We start from the raw sequence: 19,048 nt of genomic DNA on the forward strand, positions 1-19,048 counted from the left end.
GCCGGTGGAACGGCCCCGATTCTAGGAAGTGCCGCGGATCAGGACGCGAGCGGCTGCTCGAGCCCGACCTCCTCGGCCATCTCGGTCAGCACCGCGATGTTCAGCTCGAACCCGTGCACCGCCTCCGCCGCGACCCGGGAGCGCGCCGCGGAGTCCCACGGGGCGGCGTCGAGCAGCGCGCGGTAGCGGGCGCGGAACCGCGGCGGGGCGCCGAGCGCGGAGAAGTCGTAGAACCGCACGCCCGCCCCGGACAACCCGTAGGTCCGGGTGAGCAGTTTCCCGATCACCTGGCCGCCGGACAGGTCGCCCAGGTAACGGATGTAGTGGTGCGCGACGAAGCGCTCCGGGTCGGACGCGGCGGCGTGCAGCCGCTCCACGTAACCTGCGGTCGAGGGCAGGATCCGCGGGACGCCGCTGTTCAGCGCGTCGAGATCGTCGTGCAGGGCGGGCAGCCGGCGCAGCTCGTCGATGACGAAGGGCCCGGCGACCGGATGGTCGGCCATCGCGTCCGACGCCGACTCCAGCGCGGCGTAGATCGCCCCGTACTGCTCGGCGAGCAGCGTGTAGGCGTCCAGCGGCAGGGCACCGTCCAGCAGCGCAGCCATGTAGGTCGAGCGGTGTGCCTGCTCGTGGACCTCGTAGGTGGCCTGGCGGAGCTCGGCGGACAGGGTCCCCGTGAGCGGGGTCGTGGCGCCGGCGGTCATCGGCCCTCCCGTGGCGGTGGAGCGTCACGGTGCCGGGATCTGACACCGTGTCAGATCCCGATGTTAAGGCGTCGGGCGCAGTAAGGCTAGCCTCAGCCGGGCGAGATCGTCGAGGGTTCGACCGTCCGGGGCCGGGTATGCGCCACCGCCGCCCCTCTGGCGGACCGGCTGGGTCCGGCCCGGGCGCCGGACGATGATGACGGCATGACCGACACCACATCCGCTGCCACCTCCACCGCTCGGGCCGGGATGCCGCTGTGCATTGCGGGGGCGGGTGTCGGGCGCGGGAGCCGGTGGTTCCCGGTCGTGATCGACGCGGATATCGCCTCCCGGATCACCACCCGCACGTTGCTCGTCCACGGCTAGCTCCCGGTCCCGGCCGACCAGTACCGCACATCCCGGCGACGACGCCCGCACCTGGCCAGTATCCGCGCTTTCGTGCGCGGTGGAAGCTGCTCCGCGCGATCGCCGATAACCGCCGGTCCCTCCGCACGCGGAGCCTCGCAGGGCGCGCGCCGCAGGCGTGGATCAGTCCGAGGGGGTGCTTCGTCATGGTCAACGGCACACGAGTGCTGGTGAACGATGCCCCGGACAGCGCTGGGTGCCGTTGACCATGGACAACGTCGGTGCTCGGGTCGTACGGGCGTGGCCGCGACGGGCGAGTCGTGCGTTGCGCAGGCCGCGACGAAGGGGCCTGCCCGTGACCGCTCCCGACGGTCGGGCGTCGACCGCGGTGCGGCCGGGCCTCACTCGTGGGCGGCCCCCGCGGGCTCGACCATGCGGAGGATGGCGCGCACGGCGGTCTCCACCGCCGTGTCCAGCTCGCCCGGATGCACGTCGACGATCTTCCGGCTGGACAGCGCCGCCGCGACCATCCCGGCGAGCAGTCCGGCGTCGTCGGCGGTCATCGAGCCGTCGGCGGCACCGGCGGCGAGGATCGCGGTCAGCCGGTCGCCGATCGGGTCGGCATGCGCGGCGATCCGGCGGTAGGCCTGGTCGTCCAGCGCGCCGGCCAGCGCCTGGCCCGGCGGGAGGTGGAACTCGGCGAGGCGCCGCAGCTGCATCCGGGCGAAGACGGCCAGGCGCTCGGTGGGGGAGGTGACGCCGGCCAGTGCGGCGTCGAGGTCGGTGACGTAGCCGGCGGCCTCGTCCTCGACGAAAGCGACCAGCAACGCCTGGCGGTCCGGGAAGTGGTTGTACATCGCCGACCGGCCGACGCCGGCGGCCGCGGCGATCCCGGACAGCGTCACCGTGTCGAAGCCGCCGGTGTAGAGCTGGGCGCGCAGCGCCGCGAACACCCGCTCCCGCACCTGCCGGCGATGGGTCGCCAGCGAGCCCCCGATGACCTTCGGCACGCGGGCCAGTCTAGGCCCGCGTGCCGGGTCCGGAGGGGCTCGGTCCTGAGCCGCGTCAGAGCCGCGTCAGAGGTGCTTCAGAGCTGCTTCAGCACCGACTCGACGCCGGAGACGTCCACGTTCGGCGGGGCGTCCTCGACGCCGATCCACTGGACGACGCCGTCCTTGATGATCGTGGCGTAGCGCCGCGAGCGGGTGCCGAGGCCGAACTTCGAGCCGTCCATGTCCAGGCCGGCGGCCTTCGCGAAGTCGGCGTTGCCGTCGGCGAGCATCAGGACGCTGTCGTCCGCGTTGCGGGCCTCGGACCAGGCGCCGAGCACGAACGCGTCGTTCACCGCGGTGCAGGCGACGGTGTCGACGCCCTTCTCCTTCAGCTCCTCGGCACGCAGCACGTAACCGGGCAGGTGGGTGTCCGAGCACGCCGGGGTGAACGCGCCGGGCACGCCGAACAGCACCACCGTGCCGGTACCGAGCGTCTCGGCGCTCTGCACGGACTTCGGGCCGTCGGCGGTCGGGGTCATGAGCGTGACGTCGGGGACGGTGTCGCCGGCGGTGAGGGCCACGTCGATCTCCAGTGGGTCGGGAGTGATCGGTCGCGGCGACTCTATCCCCGCCGCGGCGCCGGCCCGGCCCGGAGGGAGGCCGGGGTCACGGATGCCCGCGCGGCAGCTCCCGGTGCGGCCAGCCGAGCAACCGTGCCCCGAGCACCGCGGCGTGCACGGTGAACCGCTGGCCGGGGTCGGTCGGGTCGTGCCCGGTGAGCTCGGCGATCCGTTCCAACCGGTAGGTCACCGCCCGCACCGACAGGTGCAGCCGGCGCGCGGTGTCGGTGACCACGCAGCCGGCGGCGAAGTAGGCGTCCAGGGTCGCCAGCAGCGGGTCCGGGCCGCCGCGGGCCCGGCTCAGCGGGTGCAGCACGGCGTGTACCAGGTCGGTGATCGCCGGCTGGTCGCGCAGCAGCACCCGGTAGATCAGCAGGTCCTCGGCGCGCAGCACCGGGGCGTCCAGCCGGAGCCGGGTGGCCATCGTCAGCGCCTCGCGGGCCTCCTCGTAGGAACGGGCGATGCCGTAGGCGCCCGGATGGGCGCGGCCGACGGTGATCCGCCACGGGGCGCCACGGGCGGGCCGGGCCAGCTCGGCGTGCATCAGGTCGCCCAGTCCGTCCGGGCCACCGTGCTCGCGCGTCCGGGTGGGCCCCGCCGGTGCGACGACGACCACGCAGCCGTCCTTGGTCGCGACCAGCACGTCCCGGTCGCCGATGCCCTGCACCACCGCGCGTTCCAGCCCGCCGAGCACCGTCTCGGCGGCCGGCCGCCCGTCCGGGGCGGCCAGCGCGACCTGGTGCGGCTGGCCCATGTCCATCCCGAACGGCTCGGCCCGCGCCACCAGCGCCCCGACGTCGCCGTCCCCGCGCAGCAGGTCGTCGATCAGCTCCCGGCGCTGGGTCTCCTCGTGCCGGACCATGTCCCGGCGGGCCGCGGTGTAGCCGTCGGCCAGACCGGCCACCGCCCGGTCCAGGGTGCGCATCACCGCCTCCGCCGCGGCCGCGGTGGACGGGCCCGGCGACGGGCCCTGCGTGGTGCCGGTGACCGCGGGGAGCTCCCGCCACAGCCGCCAGGCCGCGGACAGGTACAGCTGCACCGCGTTGCCCGCGGACACGCCCAGCTCGGCGGCCCGCCGGCCGTTGCTCCCGACGGCGTCGAGCTCCGCGGCCTCGGGCACCCGGCCGGTCGCCGCGGCGTCCGTCAGCACGGACAGGAAGTCGCCGAGCAGCTCCGGCGGGACCCCACCGGCCTCCCGGCCGGCTTCCCGCCCGGCCTCGCGGGCGACCTCCCGGAGCCGGTCGTCGCCGGCGCGGCGGTGGCCCGCCCCCGCTGGAGCCGCCGGTCCGGGCCCGGTCCGGGGAGGGCCCGCGGCGACCGCCGGTCCGGTGTTCGCGCGCACGTCGTTCTCCGTTCCTGCCGCGGTGCCGGTGGTCGGCGCCGCCGCCCGCCACCGTGCCCGCGGGCGCAGCGCGCCCTGCAGGGGCCGCCCGGGCGAACTTCGCCCCGTCCGGATTGCCGGACTCCGGCAAGTCTAGCCGATCCCCGGTCGTCGCTGCGGCGCTCCGGCTGCCGGGATCCGACCGTGCCCGGGTCAGCTCGCCGCGCGGTGCTCGCCGTACGGGACCGCGCGCAGCAGGGTGACCGCCAGCGCACCGCCGTCCGGCAGCCGGTAGTGCAGGCGCTCGCCCTGCCGGGTCCCGGGCAGCGCCCGGCCGAGCGGCGAGTCCGGTGAGCAGAGCATCAGGTCGGCCGGGTAGGCGCCGTCCCCGGAGTGCGCGAGCAGGAACGTCTCGACCTCGCCGTCCTGCTCGTAGCGCACGGTCAGCACCATGCCCGGCTCGGCCACGCCGTCGTCCGGCGGGCGGTGACCGACGACCGGGTCGCGCAGCAGCTCCTGCAGCCGGCGGATCCGCTGTTCCCGGCCGCGCTGCTCGGCCAGCAGCTGGTGGTCGGTGCCGTCGGGGCCCGCGGAGCCCTCGTCGTCCCGCCGGGCCAGCAGCTCGCGCAGCTCGGTGCGCAGGTTCTGGTAGGCGCCCTCGGCCAGCCAGACGTGGGTGTCGGTCATGGAGTACTCCTCGCGTGACGTCGTCAGGCACGACGCGGAACGGCCGGTGCGCGACGTACGCACCGGCCCGTGGACCAGGGGCCGGACGGAGTCGGCCCGCGGGAATCGGGCGGCCCGGGCGGTCCACCGTCCGGCACCCGGCACAGCCACATGTAGCACGGTCCGCGGTCCCGGCGGGCGGGATTGCCGGGCACCGGAAGGTCTCCGACCCCGGACGTTGCCCGGTCCATGCATGACCGGATCGCGAAGGGCTCGGGCAGGGTCGGCCGTGGTGCCGTCGCACCCCGTCACCGCAGACGCGCACCAGTTCGGAGAACGCGCGCCCGATCGGACGCGCGTTCTCCGAACTGGTGCGCGTTCACGGTGGCCGCGAGGCTCCGGCCGATGCTCGGTGCCGACGACCGCCCGTCGGGATCGGGGCGGCCAGGTCGGCCATCGTCGTGGTCGCGAGGGGCAGCTTCGGGGCCCTGGCCGAGACGAGGGTGCCCCTCGGGGCCTGCCGAGGCGAGGTGCCACTCGCCGCGCGGGCCTACTGCTCGAGGTCGGCCAGCGCCTTCCTCGCGTGCTCCAGCTCGGCCTCGAGCTCCGCGACGCGGGCGGCCTTGGACGCCCGCGCGGTCTCGATCACCTCGTCCACCGGGCCGGCCAGGTCGGCGTGCAGCGCGGCGGCGGCCTGGGACACCGCGGCGGCGCTCACCGGGAGGCCGCGGGTCACCCAGCTGCTGCCCTGCTTCAGCTCGGCCTGCCACTCGCCGTCGGCGGAGCCGCTCACGGTCAGCGTCATCGTGACGACGCGGGTGGTCTTCGCGGCCGAGCCCTTCGGGCGCCCGCGGCGGCGTTTCGGCGCCGCATCGTCCCCGCCGTCGTCCCCGCTCCCGATCCCGTCTCCGGCGGCCACGGCCGCGGTCGGGTCACCGGTCGCCGGGCCGGCGTCGCCGCTCTCGTCCCGGGTGGTGCTGGTGGCCAGGTCGTCGTCCACGTGCTCCCTCATTCACTCGAGTCGCTGCGTCGGATGCGGCAGGAACAAGGGTGAAGATAGAACGTGCGTTCGAGGCCGTCGGGCTCGGGGCCCGCGATCTCGGGGTTCAGTCCGCGATGCCGTGGTTCTGGTCGATCAGGGTCTGCCGTTCCGGGGTGACCCAGAGGATGACCCGCTCGGACTTGATGTCGTCGGGCGGGTAGTCCTTTCCCAGGTATTTCTGGGCCAGCTCGTCGACCTGGGTCCGGGCTCGGGGACCGGTCGTCGTGCCGGTGACCTCGCCACGCACCTCGGCGTAGCGGTAGGGGTCCTGCTCGTCGCGGATCAGCACGGTGACCCGGGGATCGCGGGCGACGTTGTGCGCCTTGACCCGGTGTGTCTCGGTGTTGAGCGCGATCCGGCCGTCCACCGCCGTCACCCACAGGGTCTGGTTCTGGATCGCGCCGCCGGGCAGCAGCGTGGCGACCGAGGCGAAGTTCGCGCCGGTGGCGAGCTTCTCGGTCATCGGGTGCAGGTCGGGGCCGTTGCGGGTCTCGGCGGGCACGGGGCGGGTCCTCTCCTCGGGGGCGGTCGTCGCCTCCGGGTTCCCCGGCCGCGCCGAATCCATGCGGCGACCGTCACCGATTCGGGTCGTCCCGTGCTGGCCCACCATGGCCTCCCTGCTCGGTGCCGGTCCCGTCCGGGTGCGGCCGGGCGGGCCGCACCGATGACCTCGCGCCTAACCTGCCGGGTGTGACGGGGACGAGGACGGTCCGGGCGGTGCGGTTCCACGAGACCGGCGGCCCGGAGGTGTTGCGCGTCGAGGACGTCGCGGTGCGCGAGCCGGGGCCGGGCGAGGTCCGGATCCGGGTGCACGCGGCCGGGCTGAACCGCTCCGAGGTCAACTTCCGGCGCGGGACCTACCTGGAGGCCCCGCGGCTGCCCGCGGGGCTGGGCAGCGAGTGCGCCGGCACCGTGCTGGCACTCGGCCCGGACGTGACGGGCTGGTCCGCCGGTGACGAGGTGTGCGTGATCCCGGCGTCGTCGCAGAACGCGCACCCGGTCCAGGCCGAGGAAGCCGTCGTCCCGGCCCGTGCCCTGCTCCCGCGCCCGGCAGGCCTCGACGACACCGGCGCCGCCGCCGTCTGGATGCCGCTGCTCACGGTCTGGGGCATGACCCGGCACGTGGCCCGGCTGCGCGAGGGCGACCGGCTGGTCGTCACCGCGGCCGCGAACAGCATCGGTGCGGCCGCGCTGCAGGTCGCCCGGTACCTGGGTGTGCACGCCGTCGCGACCGTGCCCGACGACCGGCACGCCGCGGCGCTGCGGGCCAGCGGTGCGGCCGAGGTGGTCGCCGGCGACGGTGATCCCGGCGACGGTGACCTGCGGACCGCGCTCGGCGGCGATGGCGCCGACCTGGTGCTCGACGCCGAGGGCGGACCCGGCGTGGAACGCCTGGTCCGGGCGTGCGCGCCGGGCGGCGCGGTGATCGTGCACGGCGGGCTCTCCGGCGAGCCGACGCCGCTGCCGGCCGCCGGCTACGCCCCGGTCTGGCTGCGCCGGTTCCACGTCCGCGAGGTCACCGGCGAGCCCGCCGTGCTGACCCGTGCCGCGGCGTTCGTGCACGCGGGGCTCGCCGCCGGGGCGCTGGCCCCGCTGGTGGACCGGGTCTTCGATCTCGATCGGGTCGCCGCCGCGCACGCGTACCTGGAGGCCCCGGACCGCGCACCGGGCAAGCCGGTCCTGCGGATCCGCTGAGCCCACCCGCCGGGCCGGTCCGGGGATGGTGGTCGTCACGATCGTTCGCATTGCAAACTACCTGGTTGCGTGGTGCAATCTACGGCGTGTTCGATAGGTCCACGACCGTGAGAGGCGAGTAGATGTCCCAGTCGTCCGGAGCGGCGCACGCGCCGAGTCCGTTCCGCCAGCCCAAGGCGGTGTGGGCGGTCGCGTTCGCCTGCGTCATCTCGTTCATGGGCATCGGGCTGGTCGATCCGATCCTGCCGTCGCTGTCCGGGCAGCTCGAGGCCAGCCACGCCGAGGTCGAGCTGCTGTTCACCAGCTACCTGGTGGTGACCGCGATCGCGATGCTGGTCACCGGCTGGGTGTCGTCCCGGATCGGGGCGAAGAAGACGCTGATCACCGGCCTGGTGCTGATCGTCGCGTTCGCCGCGCTGGCCGGGGCGTCGTCCGGGATCTGGGGGATCGTCGGGTTCCGTGCCGGCTGGGGCCTGGGTAACGCGCTGTTCATCGCGACCTCGCTGGCGGTGATCGTCGGCTCGGCCAGCGGCGGGTTCGCCGGGGCGATCGTGCTCTACGAGACCGCGCTCGGGCTCGGCATCGCGACCGGGCCGCTGCTCGGCGGGCTGCTGGGCACCGTCTCCTGGCGCGGCCCGTTCTTCGGCGTCGCGGTGCTGATGCTGATCGCCCTGGTCGCCACCGTCGTGCTGCTGGAGCCGACGCCACCGGCGCAACACAAGGCGAAGCTCTCCGAGCCGATCACCGCACTGCGCCACCGGGCGCTGGCCACCACCAGCGGCGTCGGCCTGCTCTACAACTGGGGCTTCTTCACCATGCTCGGCTACGCCCCGTTCCTGATGGGCGACCTCGACCCGATCGCCCTGGGCGGCGTCTTCTTCGGGTGGGGGATCCTGGTCGCGGTGTTCGCCGTGTTCGGTGCGCCGTGGCTCAAGGACCGGTTCGGCACCGCACGGACGCTCTACGGCGCGCTGGTCGGGATCGCGGTGCTGCTGGCCGCGATCGGCCTGTTCGACACCAGCCCGGTCGTCGTGATCGTCGCGGTGATCCTCTCCGGGATCGTGGTGGGGCTGAACAACACGCTGGTCACCACGGCCGTCATGTCGATCTCGCCGGTCCCGCGGCCGACCGCGTCGGCCACCTACGGTTTCGTCCGGTTCATCGGCGGCGGGCTCGCCCCGCTCGCGGCGGGGCTGCTGGCGGGAGCGTTCGGCGCGTCGCTGCCGTTCCTGATCGCCGCCGTCGTGGCACTCGCCGGAGCGGTGCTGCTGACCACGATCCGCGGCCCGCTCGACGAGGCCGACGCCGAGGCCGTGCACGAGGGGCCGTCGCACGAGCGGAGCGACGCCGAGGAGGCCGCCGGCGAGGCGCCGGGCCTGCCGAGCGAGGCGGTGCTCGCCGAGGACGCGCTGCAGCACGACCGCCGCTGACCACCCGCCGACCACCGCGTGCGGCGCCGTCCCGGTCCGGCCGGGGCGGCGCCGTCGTGCGTGCGGGTCAGCTGCCGGTGGCGGGCGCCGCGACCGTCGACAGGGCGGCGACGTGGGCCTCCGGCGCGGCGCAGCTGACGACGATCTCGCGGTAGCCGAGCCGCTCGGCCTCGGCCGGGGTCACCCGTACCCGAAGGGCCGGCCGGTGCCGCCAGGCGCTGACGAACCGGTGCATCGGGGTGCCGATGCCCCAGCGGCCCAGCTTGAGCACGCCGGTCACGTACACCCCGGCCCGGGCGCCCGGGGTCACCGCCCATGCGGTCGGCCGGTCGACGCGGTCGACCGACTCGATCTCCGTCCGCGGCACCGCCAGCATCCGGCGCCCGCCCGCGAACGGCCGCTCCCACCCGGCCAGCCGCACCACCCGGTGCGGTGGCGGATCGTGCACGCCCTGAACAACCGGACGCTCACCACGGGGGACCTGGCCGAGGCGCTCCCGGACTCTCCGACGACGAGTTCGACGATCTCCTCGCCCGCACCGCCGAGACGCTGGCCCCGTTCCTGGAGCTCGGCGCGGACCCCGGCCGGACCCGCCGGCTGGTCAGCGCGGTCGTCGTCCCGGCCACCTGAGCGGGCACGCCCCGCTGACCGGGGCCGCTCACGCCCCGCCGACCAGGCCGGCGAACCGGTCCAGGTCGACGTTCCCGCCGGAGATCGTGACTCCGATCCGCGCGCCGGCGAACCGCTGCGGGTCGGCGACGACGGCGGCGCGCAGACCGGCGAGCGCGAGCGCGCCGGTCGGCTCGACGAGCACCTTGTACCGGGACGCGAACAGCGCCATCCCCTCGACCAGCGCGGCGTCCGGCACCGTCAGCACGTCCTCGACACGCTCGGCGATGATCGGGAACGTGCGGGTCCCGAGGAACGTGGTGGCCGCGCCGTCGGCGATCGTCCGCGGCTGGTCGATGGTGACGATCCGCCCGGCCCGCAGCGACTGCCGGCCGTCGTCGCCGGCCTCGGGCTCGACGCCGAACACCGCGCAGCCCGGGGCCAGCGCCTGCACCGCGAGCAACGACCCGGACAGCAGCCCACCGCCGCCGAGGCAGACGAACAGCGCGTCCAGCGGGCCGGCGTCCTCGAGCAGCTCCCACACCGCGGTGCCCTGACCGGCGATCACGTGCGGGTGGTCGTAGGGCGGGACCAGGGTCAGTCCGCGCCGCTCGGCGAGGTCCCCGGCGATCGCGGCCCGGTCCTCGGTGTAGCGGTCGTAGGCGACGACCTCGGCGCCGTAGCCGCGGGTCGCCGCGAGCTTCGACGCGGGCGCATCGGTCGGCATCACGATCGTCGCCGGGACCTCCAGCAGCTGCGCGGCCAGCGCGACGGCCTGGGCGTGGTTGCCCGAGGAGTACGCGATGACGCCGGCGCGGCGCTGTCGGGGGCCGAGCCGGGACAGCGTGTGGAACGCGCCGCGGAACTTGAAGCTGCCGGTGCGCTGCAGGTTCTCCGCCTTGACCAGCACCGACGCGCCCAGCTCGGCGTCGGTCAGGCGGGAGGTCAGCACCGGGGTGCGGTGTGCGGTGCCGCGCAGGATCTCGGCAGCGGCGTGCACGTCGTCCGGGGTGGGGAGGTCGGTGGGGTCCGCGATCACCCGGACAGCCTGCTGCGGCCGGTCCGGTTCGGACAAGCCGGTGCCGGCGCGTCCACTTTCGGGTGTAACGGGTGGCACGTCCCGATCGCTCTAAGGGACAGGCTCCCCGCCGCTTCCCTCCCGAGAGGACCTCACCCCGATGCGCCTGCGCACCTTCTCCGCCGCTGCACTGCTCGCCGCGGCCGCCACCGTCCCGATGGCCGGGGCGGCCTTCGCCCAGGACCGCGACTGCGCCGACTTCGCCACCCAGGCCGAGGCGCAGGAGGCGCTACTGCCGGGCGACCCGGAGCGCCTGGACCAGAACAACGACGGCGTCGCCTGCGAGACCCTGCCGCCCGGTGCGGAGGCGGCCGAGCCCGCCTCCGACGACGGCACCGCCTCCCAGGTCACCGCGACGCCGGTCGGCGGGGTCGAGGCCGGTGGCGGCCCGACCGCGCTGCTGCCGATCGCGCTCGGTGCCGTCGCGGCGGGCGGTGTCGGTGCCGTCGCGGTGCGCCGGGTCGCCGGCCGGCGTGCCTGAGCCCCACCACCCGTGACGAATCCCGCCGAGATGCGCCGCAGGGCGAGTTCCCGATCTTCGGGAAGCCCTGCGCTGCCTCTCGGCGGGGACGGGCCGGGGTCGGGTGGTGGTGCCCCGGTCCGGCGGCGGGAGGTGGGCCACGCCCGGGTCCCGATGCGTCGCGACCGGGCCCGGCGCCGGCGCGGTGCGATGCGGGCGGCCGGTCTGGCCGGCGTCCTCGGGCTGTCGGTGCTCGTCGCGGACCCGGCCGGGGCGCCCGAACCGTCCGGGCCGGGCGCACCCGCGGCGTCGTCCCTCGCGGCGGGCCCGGTACCGGCGACCGACCTGGTCCCGGCCGGTTCGGCGCCGCGCCTGCGCCCCGAGCCGGTCCGGGTACAGGTGGAGCGCCTCAGCCTGGACACCGCACCGGTGCCGCTCGGGCTGCTCCCGGACGGGTCCCTGGAGGTGCCCACCGACGCCGGCACCGTCGGTTGGTATACCGGCGCGCCCACGCCGGGCGAGCGCGGCCCGGCGGTGCTCGCCGCGCACGTCGACTGGAAGGGCCTGCCCGGCGCGTTCGCCGAGCTGCACACGCTGCGGGCCGGGGACCGGATCCGGGTGGACCGCGCCGACGGGACGGCGGTGACGTTCGCGGTCCGACGCGTCGGGCAGTACCCGAAGGACGCGTTCCCGACCGCCGAGGTCTACGGCGACCTCGACCACGCCGGGCTGCGGCTGATCACCTGCGGCGGTGCGTTCGACCGGTCCGCCGACAGCTACACCGACAATGTCGTCGTGTTCGCCGACCTGACGGCCTGAGGGCGGTATCCGCTCCGCGAGCGTCGCTCAGTGCCGATGTGAGCTCCGCGAGCGTCGCTCAGTGCCGATGTGAGCTCCGCGAGCGTCGCTCAGTGCCGATGTGAGCTCAGCGACGGCGGCCGGTGCCGCGGGCGGGTGTCGCGGTGAGCGGGTCCTCCGGCCAGGCGTGTTTCGGGTAGCGCCCGCGCAGTTCGGCCCGCACCTGCGGGTATCCGCTCGCCCAGAACGACGTCAGGTCGGCGGTCACCGCGGCCGGGCGCCCGGCGGGGGAGAGCAGGTGCAGCACCACCGGCACCCGGCCGTCGGCGACCGCAGGCGACCCGGTCCAGCCGAACACCTCCTGCACCTTCACCGGCAGCGCGGGTGCCTCGCCCGAGTAGTCGAGCGCGATCCGCGACCCGGACGGCACGGTCAGCCGTTCCGGGGCCAGCTCGTCGATCCGGCCGGCGAGCCCGCCGACGCGCCCGGCCACGTGCGCCCGCAGCGCCGCCCCGGCGTCGACCCGGGCCAGGTCGGCGCGGCGGCGGGCGGTGGCCAGCGGGCCGGCCAGCCAGCCCGCCGGGTCCGCGGCCGAGTCGAGCAGCGCGGCCTCGCCGACGTCCGGCCACGGGGCGCCGAGCACCCGGTGCAGGAAACCGAGCCGCTCGGCCAGCGACCGCGCGGCCGGGGTCCACCGCAGCAGGCCGGTGCCCTCCGCGCGCAGGCCCGCGACCAGCGCGTCGCGCACCGCGGCCGGATCCGGCTCGGGGTCCGGGCGCTCCTCGAGCACGATCGCGCCGAGCCGCCGGACGGTGCGGGGCCGGACGTCGCCGGACTCCCAGACCGCCTCCGCACCCTCGACGAGCAGTGCCGCGCCGGCCTGCTCGGCAGCCTCCCGGTCGGTGGCCGCGGCCATCCGGACCCGGCCGTGCACCTGCCCCGGGCGCCGGTCCGCGACCGCGACGGCCAGCCACCCGGCGTCGCGCAGCGCTCCCGGCGGCACCTCGACCGCGGTGCCGCCGGCCATCAGGTACACGCCCGAGCCGGCGTCCCGGCGCCGGGCCAGCCGTTCCGGGTGCGCGAGCCCGGTCACCAGGGCCACCCGATCCGCCACCGGGCCCGGCGCGCCGCTGCCCGCTCCGTCGCCCCCGTCGCCACCCCGGACGCGGGTGTCCCGAGGGGCACCCTCGGGGCCCCTGGTGAGACCGGGGTGCCCCTCGGGGCTCCCGGGGCGGTCCGGGGCGGGAGTACGGCCGGGGGTGCGGCGCAGCGCCCGGGCGAGGCGGTCCCGCTCGGCACGCCACCGCCGCGCGCCGGGGGCGTCACCGGAGCGCAGCCGGCCGAGGGCGGCGACCAGGTCGGCCTCCGGGCCGGCCAGGGTGTCGTCGTCGAGGACGGCGACGATCCCGGCCACCTCGCGCGGATCGATCCCGGCCGCGGCGCCGTCCAGCAGCGCCCGGGCGAGCCGGGGGTGCAGGCCCAGCGCGGCGATCCGCCGCCCCCGGTCGGTGACCGCGCCGCCGGCGTCCAGGGCACCGAGCGCGGTCAGCACCGCCCGCCCGGCCGCCAGCGGTCCCGGCGGCGGGGCGTCCCACCAGCGCAGCCCGGCCCCGTCCGGCGTGCCCCAGACCGCGAGATCCAGCGCGAGCCCGGTCAGGTCGGCGGTGCGGATCTCCGGATCCGGGGCGTCGGCCAGGCCCTCGCCCTCGGGCCAGCAGCGGTAGCCGAAGCCGGGAGCCTCCCGCCCCGCGCGCCCGGCCCGTTGTGTCGCGACCGCCCGGGACACCCGCCGGGTGACCAGGCCGGACAGCCCGCGCCGGTGGTCGGTGTGCGGCACCCGCACGAGCCCGGAGTCGACGACCGCACGCACCCCGGGCACGGTCAGGCTGGACTCGGCGACCGCGGTCGCCAGCACGACCCGTGGCCGCGGGCCCTCGCGCAACGCCGCGTCCTGTTCGGACGCCGGCAGCCTGCCGTGCAGTGTGAGCACGTCGGCGTCGAGGTCGTCGAGCCCGCGCAGCGCGGACGCCACCCGCCCGATCTCCGCGACACCGGGCAGGAAGGCGAGCACCGAGCCGTGCGCGCGGGCCCGCCGCACCGCCCGGACGACCGTGGCCTCGATCCGCTCGTCGCGCTGCGGCGGGACGTGGTGCAGCGCCACGTCGAACGAGCGGGCCGCGACCTCCAGCACCGGGGCCGGTTGCTCGCCGTCGCCGAGCAGCGCGGCCGGCCGGGCGGCGTCCAGGGTCGCCGAGGTGGCGAGCAGCCGCAGGTCAGGGCGCAGCCCGTCGCGGGCGTCGAGCAGCAGGCTGAGCAGCAGGTCGGCGTCCAGGTGCCGCTCGTGCACCTCGTCGAGGAGCACGGTGGACACCCCGTCCAGCTCGGGTTCGGCGGCCAGCCGGCGCAGCAGCAGCCCGGAGGTCACCACCTCGATCCGGGTATCCGGCCCGGTGCGCGCGTCGCCGCGGACCCGGTACCCGACCGGCCCGCCCACCGGGGTCCCGAGCAGCGACGACATCCGCGCGGCCGCCGCCCGGGCGGCCACCCGGCGGGGCTCGGCGACCAGCACCCGGCCCGGTGGTGTGTCCCGGCCGGAGCCGTCCAGCCCGGCGAGGGCGAGCGGTACCAGCGTGGTCTTGCCGGTGCCGGGCGGGGCGACCAGCACGGCCGCGCCACGGTCGTCGAGGGCAGGGGCGAGGTCGTCGAGGACGCCCCGGACCGGCAGGTCGGGGAGTTCGGGAGGCATCGGGTCCAGTATCAACCGGGGAACAGCGGCACCGTCTCCCCGGTGCACCGGCCGTCCGGGTGCAGCAGCCAGCCCATCCGCTTGCGGATCCGCAGGATCACCGAGGTGTCGACGATCTCGGCCGCGGGCAGCGCCTTCTCCAGCGCCGACTGCATCCCGACCAGCTCGGGCAACGCGTGCGTCCAGGCCGTGACCAGGAAGTTCGCCGGCCCGGTGAGGGAGAGGCAGAGCCGCACCCGGGCGTCGCCGCGGATCCGGTGGACGGCCGCGCCGACGTCGTCGGTCGGCAGCCGGATCCACCACGTCACGCAGATCGGCCAGCGGGTCAGCAGCTGGGCGACCTCGCAGCGGAACACCAGCATCCCCGAACGCAGCAGCGTGGCGAGCTGGCGGCGCACGGTCGAGGCCGGGCGCCCGATCCGGGCCGCGACCTCCGCGGCACCCGCCCGGCCGTCGGCGCCGAGCTCGCGCACGAGCGGCCCGTACACCGGCCCGAGCAGGTCGACCGGGCCGGCGCCAGCGCCGTCGTCGGCCCGGCGCAGCCCCCGCACCGCCTCGGCCTGACCGGCGTCGAGCGCGTCCAGCCGCCAGCGGCTGCCCTCCAGGTGCACCCCCGCGGCCAGGTGCGTGCGGGTCGAGGCCACCCCGGGCACCCGTCCCAGCCGGTCCAGGACCAGCCCGGACAGCTCCGCGAACGACGGCGCGTTCACCGTCAGCAGCAGGTCCCGGCCGCGGGCCGCGTGCTCGATCGTCATCACCGAGGGTTCCGCCTCCAGCGTCGCGACGACGTCGTCCAGCCGGCCCGGCGCGCAGTCGATCTCCACCAAGGCGACCTGCATGACGTCGTCGCGGACGACCGGGTAGCTGGTCACCCACGCAATCCCGGCATCGCGCAGCCGCTGCCAGCGCCGGGCCAGGGTGACCGGTGCGGCGCCGAGCACCGGGGCCAGCGAGCTCCAGCTCGCCCGCGGATGCAGCTGCAGGGCGTGCACGAGCGCGAAGTCGTCCTCGGACAGCTCGGTTTGCACGTTTTCGTCCATCAGTACCCCGATTCGGATCGGATCCGTCGATCGTACGGCGGGTTGCGAGCGGCTACGCAGACTCGTCCGCACCGCGGGACGGGCAACGGGGCCGCCGCGAGGACCCGAGGGGAACGCATGGATCTGTCCGACGACGCCCGGTCGCTGCACCCGGACCTGGTCGCGTTGCGCCGCGAGCTGCACCGCGAACCCGAGGTCGGCCTGGAGCTGCCGCGCACCCGGGACCGGGTGCTGGCCGCACTGCAGGGCCTGCCGCTGGAGATCACCGAGGGGGAGTCGACGACGTCGGTGACCGCCGTGCTGCGCGGTACCGCCACCGGCGGCGGGGACGGCCCGGTCGTCCTGCTGCGCGGGGACATGGACGGGTTGCCCGTCGCCGAGAGCAGCGGCGACGACTTCGCCGCGCGGACCGGCACCATGCACGCCTGCGGCCACGACCTGCACACCAGCGCGCTGGCCGGGGCCGCGCAGCTGCTCTGCGCACACCGGGACCGGCTCGCCGGCGACGTGGTGTTCATGTTCCAGCCCGGTGAGGAGGGCTGGGACGGCGCCGGTCGGATGATCGACGAGGGCGTCCTCACCGCTGCAGGGCGGCGCGCCGACCACGCCTACGGCCTGCACGTGTTCGCGAACCGGATGCCGCGCGGCGCGGTCACCACCCGGCCCGGGGTGTTCCTCTCCGCGTCGCACGCCCTGGACGTCACCGTGCACGGGGCGGGCGGGCACGGCTCCAACCCGCACACCGCGCGCGACCCGATCGCCGCCGCCGCGGAGATGATCACCTCGCTGCAGACGATGGTGACCCGCCGCTTCGACATGTTCGACCCGGTGGTGCTGACCGTCGGCGTCGTGCACGCCGGCACCCGGCGCAACGTCATCCCGGACACCGCCCGGTTCGAGGCCACCGTCCGCAGCTTCTCCGACACCCACGCCACGCTGCTCCCGGCGTTCGTCCGCGAGGTCTGCGACGGCGTCGCGGCCGCGCACGGCGTCCGCGCCGAGGTGGACTGGCACGACGAGTACCCGCGCACGGTGAACGACGCCGGCGAGGTCGGCTTCGCCACGGGCGTCTGCACCGAGCTGCTCGGCGCGGACCGGTTCACCCTCGCGCCGGACCCGATCAGCGGGTCGGAGGACTTCTCCCGGGTGCTCGACGCGATCCCCGGGGCGTTCCTCGGTATGGGCGCCTGCCCGGCGGGGACCGACCCGGACGGGGCGCCGATGAACCACTCGCCGCTGGCCCGCTTCGACGACGCCGTGCTCGGCGACGCCGCCGCGCTGCACGCGTCGCTGGCCGCGACCCGCCTCGCCCCGGCGGTGTCGGCGTGAGCGCGGCCGCGGGAGCGGCGGGGGAGCGCGCCGAGAAGCGCCGCACGATCCTCGGGATCGGCGCCGGCAACGCCATGGAGTGGTTCGACTGGAACGTCTACGCGACGTTCTCGGCGTTCTTCGCGCCGCAGTTCTTCCCCGGCGACGACCCGGGCGCCGCGCTGCTGAAGACCCTGGCGGTGTTCGCCGTCGGGTTCGTCGCCCGGCCGTTCGGCGGCTGGGTGTTCGGCTGGATCGCCGACCGGCGCGGCCGGAAGCTGTCGATGGCGCTCTGCGTCGCGACGGCCGCCGTCGGCAGCCTGGTGATCGGCCTGATCCCGACCTACGCGGCGATCGGGCTCGCCGCCCCGCTGGTGCTGCTGCTCGCCCGGCTGGCCCAGGGCCTCGCGCACGGCGGCGAGCTGCCGGCCGCGCAGACCTACCTCGCCGAGATGGCGCCGCGGCTCCGGCGGGGCCTGTGGTCGAGCCTGATCTACTTCTCCGGCACCGCCGGGATCCTGGTCGGCACCGTGCTGGGCGCGGTGCTGTCCAGCGTGCTGACGCCGGAACAGATGGGGTCGTGGGGCTGGCGGGTGCCGTTCGTCCTGGGCGGACTCTTCGGGCTGTACGCCCTGGTGATGCGGCTGCGGATGCGCGAGTCCGACACCTACGTGGCCGAGGAGAACACCCGCGCCGGAGCCACGACCGCCGCGCCCGCGCCGTCGCTGCTACGCCAGGTGCTGGCCCACCCGAAGGCACTGGCCCGGGTGGTGTTCCTGACCAGCGGGATCACCGTCGCCTACTACGTGTGGTCGGTCGCCGCTCCGGCGTACGCGATCACCGCCCGCGGGGTCGACCCGGCCGCGTCGTTGTGGGCCGGCGCCGGGGCACTGGTGATCTTCATGTGCCTGCTGCCCGCCTGGGGCGCCGCGTCGGACCGGTTCGGCCGGCGTCGCACGCTGCTGGTGCCGGGCGCGCTGCTGGTCGTGCTGCTCTTCCCGCTGGACGCCATGATCTCCGACGGCCCGACGCTGTTCATCGCGATGACCGTCGCGCTCGTCCTGATCGGGGCGGCCTGCGCGATCTGCCCGGCCCTCTACGCCGAGTTGTTCCCGACCGGGATCCGCGCGGCCGGGCTCGGGGTGCCGTACTCGATCTCGGTCGCGCTGTTCGGTGGCACGGCGCCCTACCTGCAGCAACTGTTCGCCGAGATCGGTCGGCCGGGGCTGTTCCTCGGCTACTCCGTCGGACTGCTGCTGGTGTCGGGCGTCGCGGTGTACCTGCTGCCGGAGACGAAGGGGATCGACCTGGCCACCGCCGGGGCCGAACCGGCGCGCGCGGCGCGCTGAACGGGGCCGGGGCGGCACTGCCTACACTGCGACGGTCGTCGCCGCCCCGCCCCCGAAGCCCGCTTGTCCCGAACCGGAGCCACGCTCGTGACCCACCTCGCCGCATGACCGATCGCACGCCGAAGAGCGTCGCCACCCGGCAGCGTTTCGTCGACGAGGCGCTGCGGCTGTTCCGGGAACGCGGCTACGAGCACACCTCGATGACCGGGATCGCCACCGCGGCCGGGAGCAGCCGGGCCAACCTCTACCTGTACTTCGGTGCCAAGTCGCAGATCATCATGGCCCGGATGCGGGAGATCGAGACCGAGGTCGCCGAGCTCTACGCGGAGCTGGACCGGATGCCCGAGCACACCCCCGCGGCCCTGCGGGACTGGCTCGGCAGTGCCCGGGAGATGTGGATGCGCTACGCCACCGAGTTCGAGGCGATCAACCAGGCGATGACCGCGGACCCGGAGGTGCTCGACGAGTGGCTCGGGCTGATCCGGCGCATCTCGTCGACCCGGATCCGCCCCTACCGGGACTGCCGCAACGCCGACGACCGGGCGGACCGCGAGGTGCACATGGTGACGCTCATGATGAGCCTGGAACGCAACTTCTACTTCCTCTACGTCCGCGGCCACGCCGAGCGGGAGGAGCGGGTGCTCGCGTCGCTGGCCCGACAGTGGGCTGTGCTGTTCGACTGAGAAGCGTTCTGTGGGGTCCCGCTTCGTTTGTGTCGTTCAGCAGGGATCCGGGCGGACCGATCCGGGACTCGACGCACTCGCCGCCCATGATCGAATCTTCGGTGGCGTGCGGTGCAACCCGTGGCACCTGGTGCTGCCGACGACCGAACCGGACCGGGCCGC

The 19,048-nt window shown here is 75.5% G+C and carries 20 protein-coding genes; 9 read left to right on the forward strand and 11 right to left on the reverse strand.

Going from position 1 to position 19,048, the window contains the following annotated elements:
- Nucleotides 1–38: 38 nt before the first annotated feature.
- Nucleotides 39–704 (reverse strand): biliverdin-producing heme oxygenase, encoded by a 666-nt coding sequence (locus tag ACLFMI_RS00505; protein ID WP_410945676.1) that lies wholly within the window; start codon nt 702–704, stop codon nt 39–41.
- A 204-nt stretch (nt 705–908) separates the two neighbouring features.
- Between ACLFMI_RS00505 and ACLFMI_RS00510 the strand changes: the two genes are divergently transcribed.
- On the forward strand, nt 909–1,070 hold the full coding sequence (locus tag ACLFMI_RS00510; protein WP_410945677.1) for a hypothetical protein: 162 nt from the start codon (nt 909–911) through the stop codon (nt 1,068–1,070).
- Between the two features lie 380 nt (nt 1,071–1,450).
- Here ACLFMI_RS00510 and ACLFMI_RS00515 read toward each other — a convergent pair whose 3' ends face one another.
- The 6 genes from ACLFMI_RS00515 to ACLFMI_RS00540 form a co-directional block, all read right to left on the reverse strand.
- Nucleotides 1,451–2,059, reverse strand: a complete 609-nt coding sequence (locus ACLFMI_RS00515; RefSeq protein ID WP_410945678.1) for a TetR/AcrR family transcriptional regulator — start codon at nt 2,057–2,059, stop codon at nt 1,451–1,453.
- Nucleotides 2,060–2,136: 77 nt separating this feature from the next.
- Nucleotides 2,137–2,622 (reverse strand): peroxiredoxin, encoded by a 486-nt coding sequence (locus ACLFMI_RS00520; RefSeq protein WP_410945679.1) that lies wholly within the window; start codon nt 2,620–2,622, stop codon nt 2,137–2,139.
- Between the two features lie 85 nt (nt 2,623–2,707).
- The gene (locus ACLFMI_RS00525; RefSeq protein ID WP_410945680.1) at nt 2,708–4,003 is read right to left on the reverse strand and encodes a PucR family transcriptional regulator; all 1,296 of its coding nucleotides are present in this window, start codon (nt 4,001–4,003) and stop codon (nt 2,708–2,710) included.
- 192 nt (nt 4,004–4,195) lie between these two features.
- Entirely contained in the window at nt 4,196–4,669 is a 474-nt protein-coding gene (locus ACLFMI_RS00530; RefSeq protein WP_410945681.1) for a GreA/GreB family elongation factor, read from the reverse strand.
- Nucleotides 4,670–5,198: 529 nt separating this feature from the next.
- Nucleotides 5,199–5,660 carry a DUF6319 family protein gene (locus ACLFMI_RS00535; protein ID WP_410945682.1) on the reverse strand — a complete coding sequence of 154 codons (462 nt, stop codon included), beginning with the start codon at nt 5,658–5,660 and terminating at the stop codon, nt 5,199–5,201.
- 94 nt (nt 5,661–5,754) lie between these two features.
- Complete coding sequence (locus ACLFMI_RS00540; protein ID WP_410945683.1) at nt 5,755–6,255, reverse strand: TIGR03618 family F420-dependent PPOX class oxidoreductase; 501 nt, start codon at nt 6,253–6,255, stop codon at nt 5,755–5,757.
- Nucleotides 6,256–6,380: 125 nt separating this feature from the next.
- On the opposite strand from ACLFMI_RS00540, the gene ACLFMI_RS00545 reads away from it, so the two are divergent.
- Nucleotides 6,381–7,385: an alcohol dehydrogenase catalytic domain-containing protein gene (locus ACLFMI_RS00545; protein ID WP_410945684.1), complete on the forward strand. Its 1,005-nt coding sequence runs from the start codon at nt 6,381–6,383 to the stop codon at nt 7,383–7,385.
- A gap of 122 nt (nt 7,386–7,507) precedes the next feature.
- On the forward strand, nt 7,508–8,815 hold the full coding sequence (locus tag ACLFMI_RS00550) for an MFS transporter (RefSeq protein WP_410945685.1): 1,308 nt from the start codon (nt 7,508–7,510) through the stop codon (nt 8,813–8,815).
- Between the two features lie 67 nt (nt 8,816–8,882).
- Here ACLFMI_RS00550 and ACLFMI_RS00555 read toward each other — a convergent pair whose 3' ends face one another.
- Nucleotides 8,883–9,263: a hypothetical protein gene (locus ACLFMI_RS00555; RefSeq protein WP_410945686.1), complete on the reverse strand. Its 381-nt coding sequence runs from the start codon at nt 9,261–9,263 to the stop codon at nt 8,883–8,885.
- On the opposite strand from ACLFMI_RS00555, the gene ACLFMI_RS00560 reads away from it, so the two are divergent.
- Entirely contained in the window at nt 9,248–9,445 is a 198-nt protein-coding gene (locus ACLFMI_RS00560; RefSeq protein ID WP_410945687.1) for a hypothetical protein, read from the forward strand. The genes ACLFMI_RS00555 and ACLFMI_RS00560 overlap by 16 nt on opposite strands.
- Nucleotides 9,446–9,473: 28 nt before the next feature.
- Here ACLFMI_RS00560 and ACLFMI_RS00565 read toward each other — a convergent pair whose 3' ends face one another.
- On the reverse strand, nt 9,474–10,463 hold the full coding sequence (locus ACLFMI_RS00565; RefSeq protein WP_410945688.1) for a threo-3-hydroxy-L-aspartate ammonia-lyase: 990 nt from the start codon (nt 10,461–10,463) through the stop codon (nt 9,474–9,476).
- 139 nt (nt 10,464–10,602) lie between these two features.
- On the opposite strand from ACLFMI_RS00565, the gene ACLFMI_RS00570 reads away from it, so the two are divergent.
- Both ACLFMI_RS00570 and ACLFMI_RS00575 read left to right on the forward strand, forming a co-directional pair.
- Nucleotides 10,603–10,983: an excalibur calcium-binding domain-containing protein gene (locus tag ACLFMI_RS00570; protein WP_410945689.1), complete on the forward strand. Its 381-nt coding sequence runs from the start codon at nt 10,603–10,605 to the stop codon at nt 10,981–10,983.
- 132 nt (nt 10,984–11,115) lie between these two features.
- A complete protein-coding gene (locus tag ACLFMI_RS00575) occupies nt 11,116–11,781 on the forward strand; it encodes a class F sortase (RefSeq protein ID WP_410945690.1) in 666 nt (221 codons plus the stop codon).
- Between the two features lie 106 nt (nt 11,782–11,887).
- Here the strand turns inward: ACLFMI_RS00575 and ACLFMI_RS00580 are convergent, their stop codons facing one another.
- Together ACLFMI_RS00580 and ACLFMI_RS00585 are read right to left on the reverse strand one after the other, a co-directional pair.
- Nucleotides 11,888–14,506: an ATP-dependent RNA helicase gene (locus ACLFMI_RS00580; RefSeq protein ID WP_410945691.1), complete on the reverse strand. Its 2,619-nt coding sequence runs from the start codon at nt 14,504–14,506 to the stop codon at nt 11,888–11,890.
- An 11-nt stretch (nt 14,507–14,517) separates the two neighbouring features.
- Nucleotides 14,518–15,534, reverse strand: coding sequence for an Lrp/AsnC family transcriptional regulator (locus ACLFMI_RS00585; RefSeq protein WP_410945692.1), 1,017 nt, complete (start codon nt 15,532–15,534; stop codon nt 14,518–14,520).
- 129 nt (nt 15,535–15,663) lie between these two features.
- On the opposite strand from ACLFMI_RS00585, the gene ACLFMI_RS00590 reads away from it, so the two are divergent.
- The 3 genes from ACLFMI_RS00590 (at nt 15,664) to ACLFMI_RS00600 (ending at nt 18,886) form a co-directional block, all read left to right on the forward strand.
- Entirely contained in the window at nt 15,664–16,875 is a 1,212-nt protein-coding gene (locus tag ACLFMI_RS00590; protein WP_410945693.1) for a M20 metallopeptidase family protein, read from the forward strand.
- Complete coding sequence (locus tag ACLFMI_RS00595) at nt 16,872–18,203, forward strand: MFS transporter (RefSeq protein ID WP_410945694.1); 1,332 nt, start codon at nt 16,872–16,874, stop codon at nt 18,201–18,203. The genes ACLFMI_RS00590 and ACLFMI_RS00595 overlap by 4 nt, the downstream gene beginning before the upstream one ends.
- A gap of 104 nt (nt 18,204–18,307) precedes the next feature.
- Complete coding sequence (locus ACLFMI_RS00600) at nt 18,308–18,886, forward strand: TetR/AcrR family transcriptional regulator (protein WP_410945695.1); 579 nt, start codon at nt 18,308–18,310, stop codon at nt 18,884–18,886.
- Nucleotides 18,887–19,048: the final 162 nt, after the last annotated feature.

This window comes from Pseudonocardia nantongensis, from assembly GCF_046546495.1.
GTDB lineage: Bacteria > Actinomycetota > Actinomycetes > Mycobacteriales > Pseudonocardiaceae > Pseudonocardia > Pseudonocardia nantongensis.

Excerpts from the sequence above, each read along its gene's own strand:
- ACLFMI_RS00505 (WP_410945676.1), bottom strand. The coding sequence starts at position 704 with ATGACCGCCGGCGCCACGACCCCGCTCACGGGGACCCTGTCCGCCGAG.
- ACLFMI_RS00510 (WP_410945677.1), top strand. The coding sequence starts at position 909 with ATGACCGACACCACATCCGCTGCCACCTCCACCGCTCGGGCCGGGATG.
- ACLFMI_RS00530 (WP_410945681.1), bottom strand. The coding sequence starts at position 4,669 with ATGACCGACACCCACGTCTGGCTGGCCGAGGGCGCCTACCAGAACCTG.
- ACLFMI_RS00535 (WP_410945682.1), bottom strand. The coding sequence starts at position 5,660 with ATGAGGGAGCACGTGGACGACGACCTGGCCACCAGCACCACCCGGGAC.
- ACLFMI_RS00540 (WP_410945683.1), bottom strand. The coding sequence starts at position 6,255 with ATGGATTCGGCGCGGCCGGGGAACCCGGAGGCGACGACCGCCCCCGAG.
- ACLFMI_RS00550 (WP_410945685.1), top strand. The coding sequence starts at position 7,508 with ATGTCCCAGTCGTCCGGAGCGGCGCACGCGCCGAGTCCGTTCCGCCAG.
- ACLFMI_RS00570 (WP_410945689.1), top strand. The coding sequence starts at position 10,603 with ATGCGCCTGCGCACCTTCTCCGCCGCTGCACTGCTCGCCGCGGCCGCC.
- ACLFMI_RS00580 (WP_410945691.1), bottom strand. The coding sequence starts at position 14,506 with ATGCCTCCCGAACTCCCCGACCTGCCGGTCCGGGGCGTCCTCGACGAC.
- ACLFMI_RS00590 (WP_410945693.1), top strand. The coding sequence starts at position 15,664 with ATGGATCTGTCCGACGACGCCCGGTCGCTGCACCCGGACCTGGTCGCG.
- ACLFMI_RS00600 (WP_410945695.1), top strand. The coding sequence starts at position 18,308 with ATGACCGATCGCACGCCGAAGAGCGTCGCCACCCGGCAGCGTTTCGTC.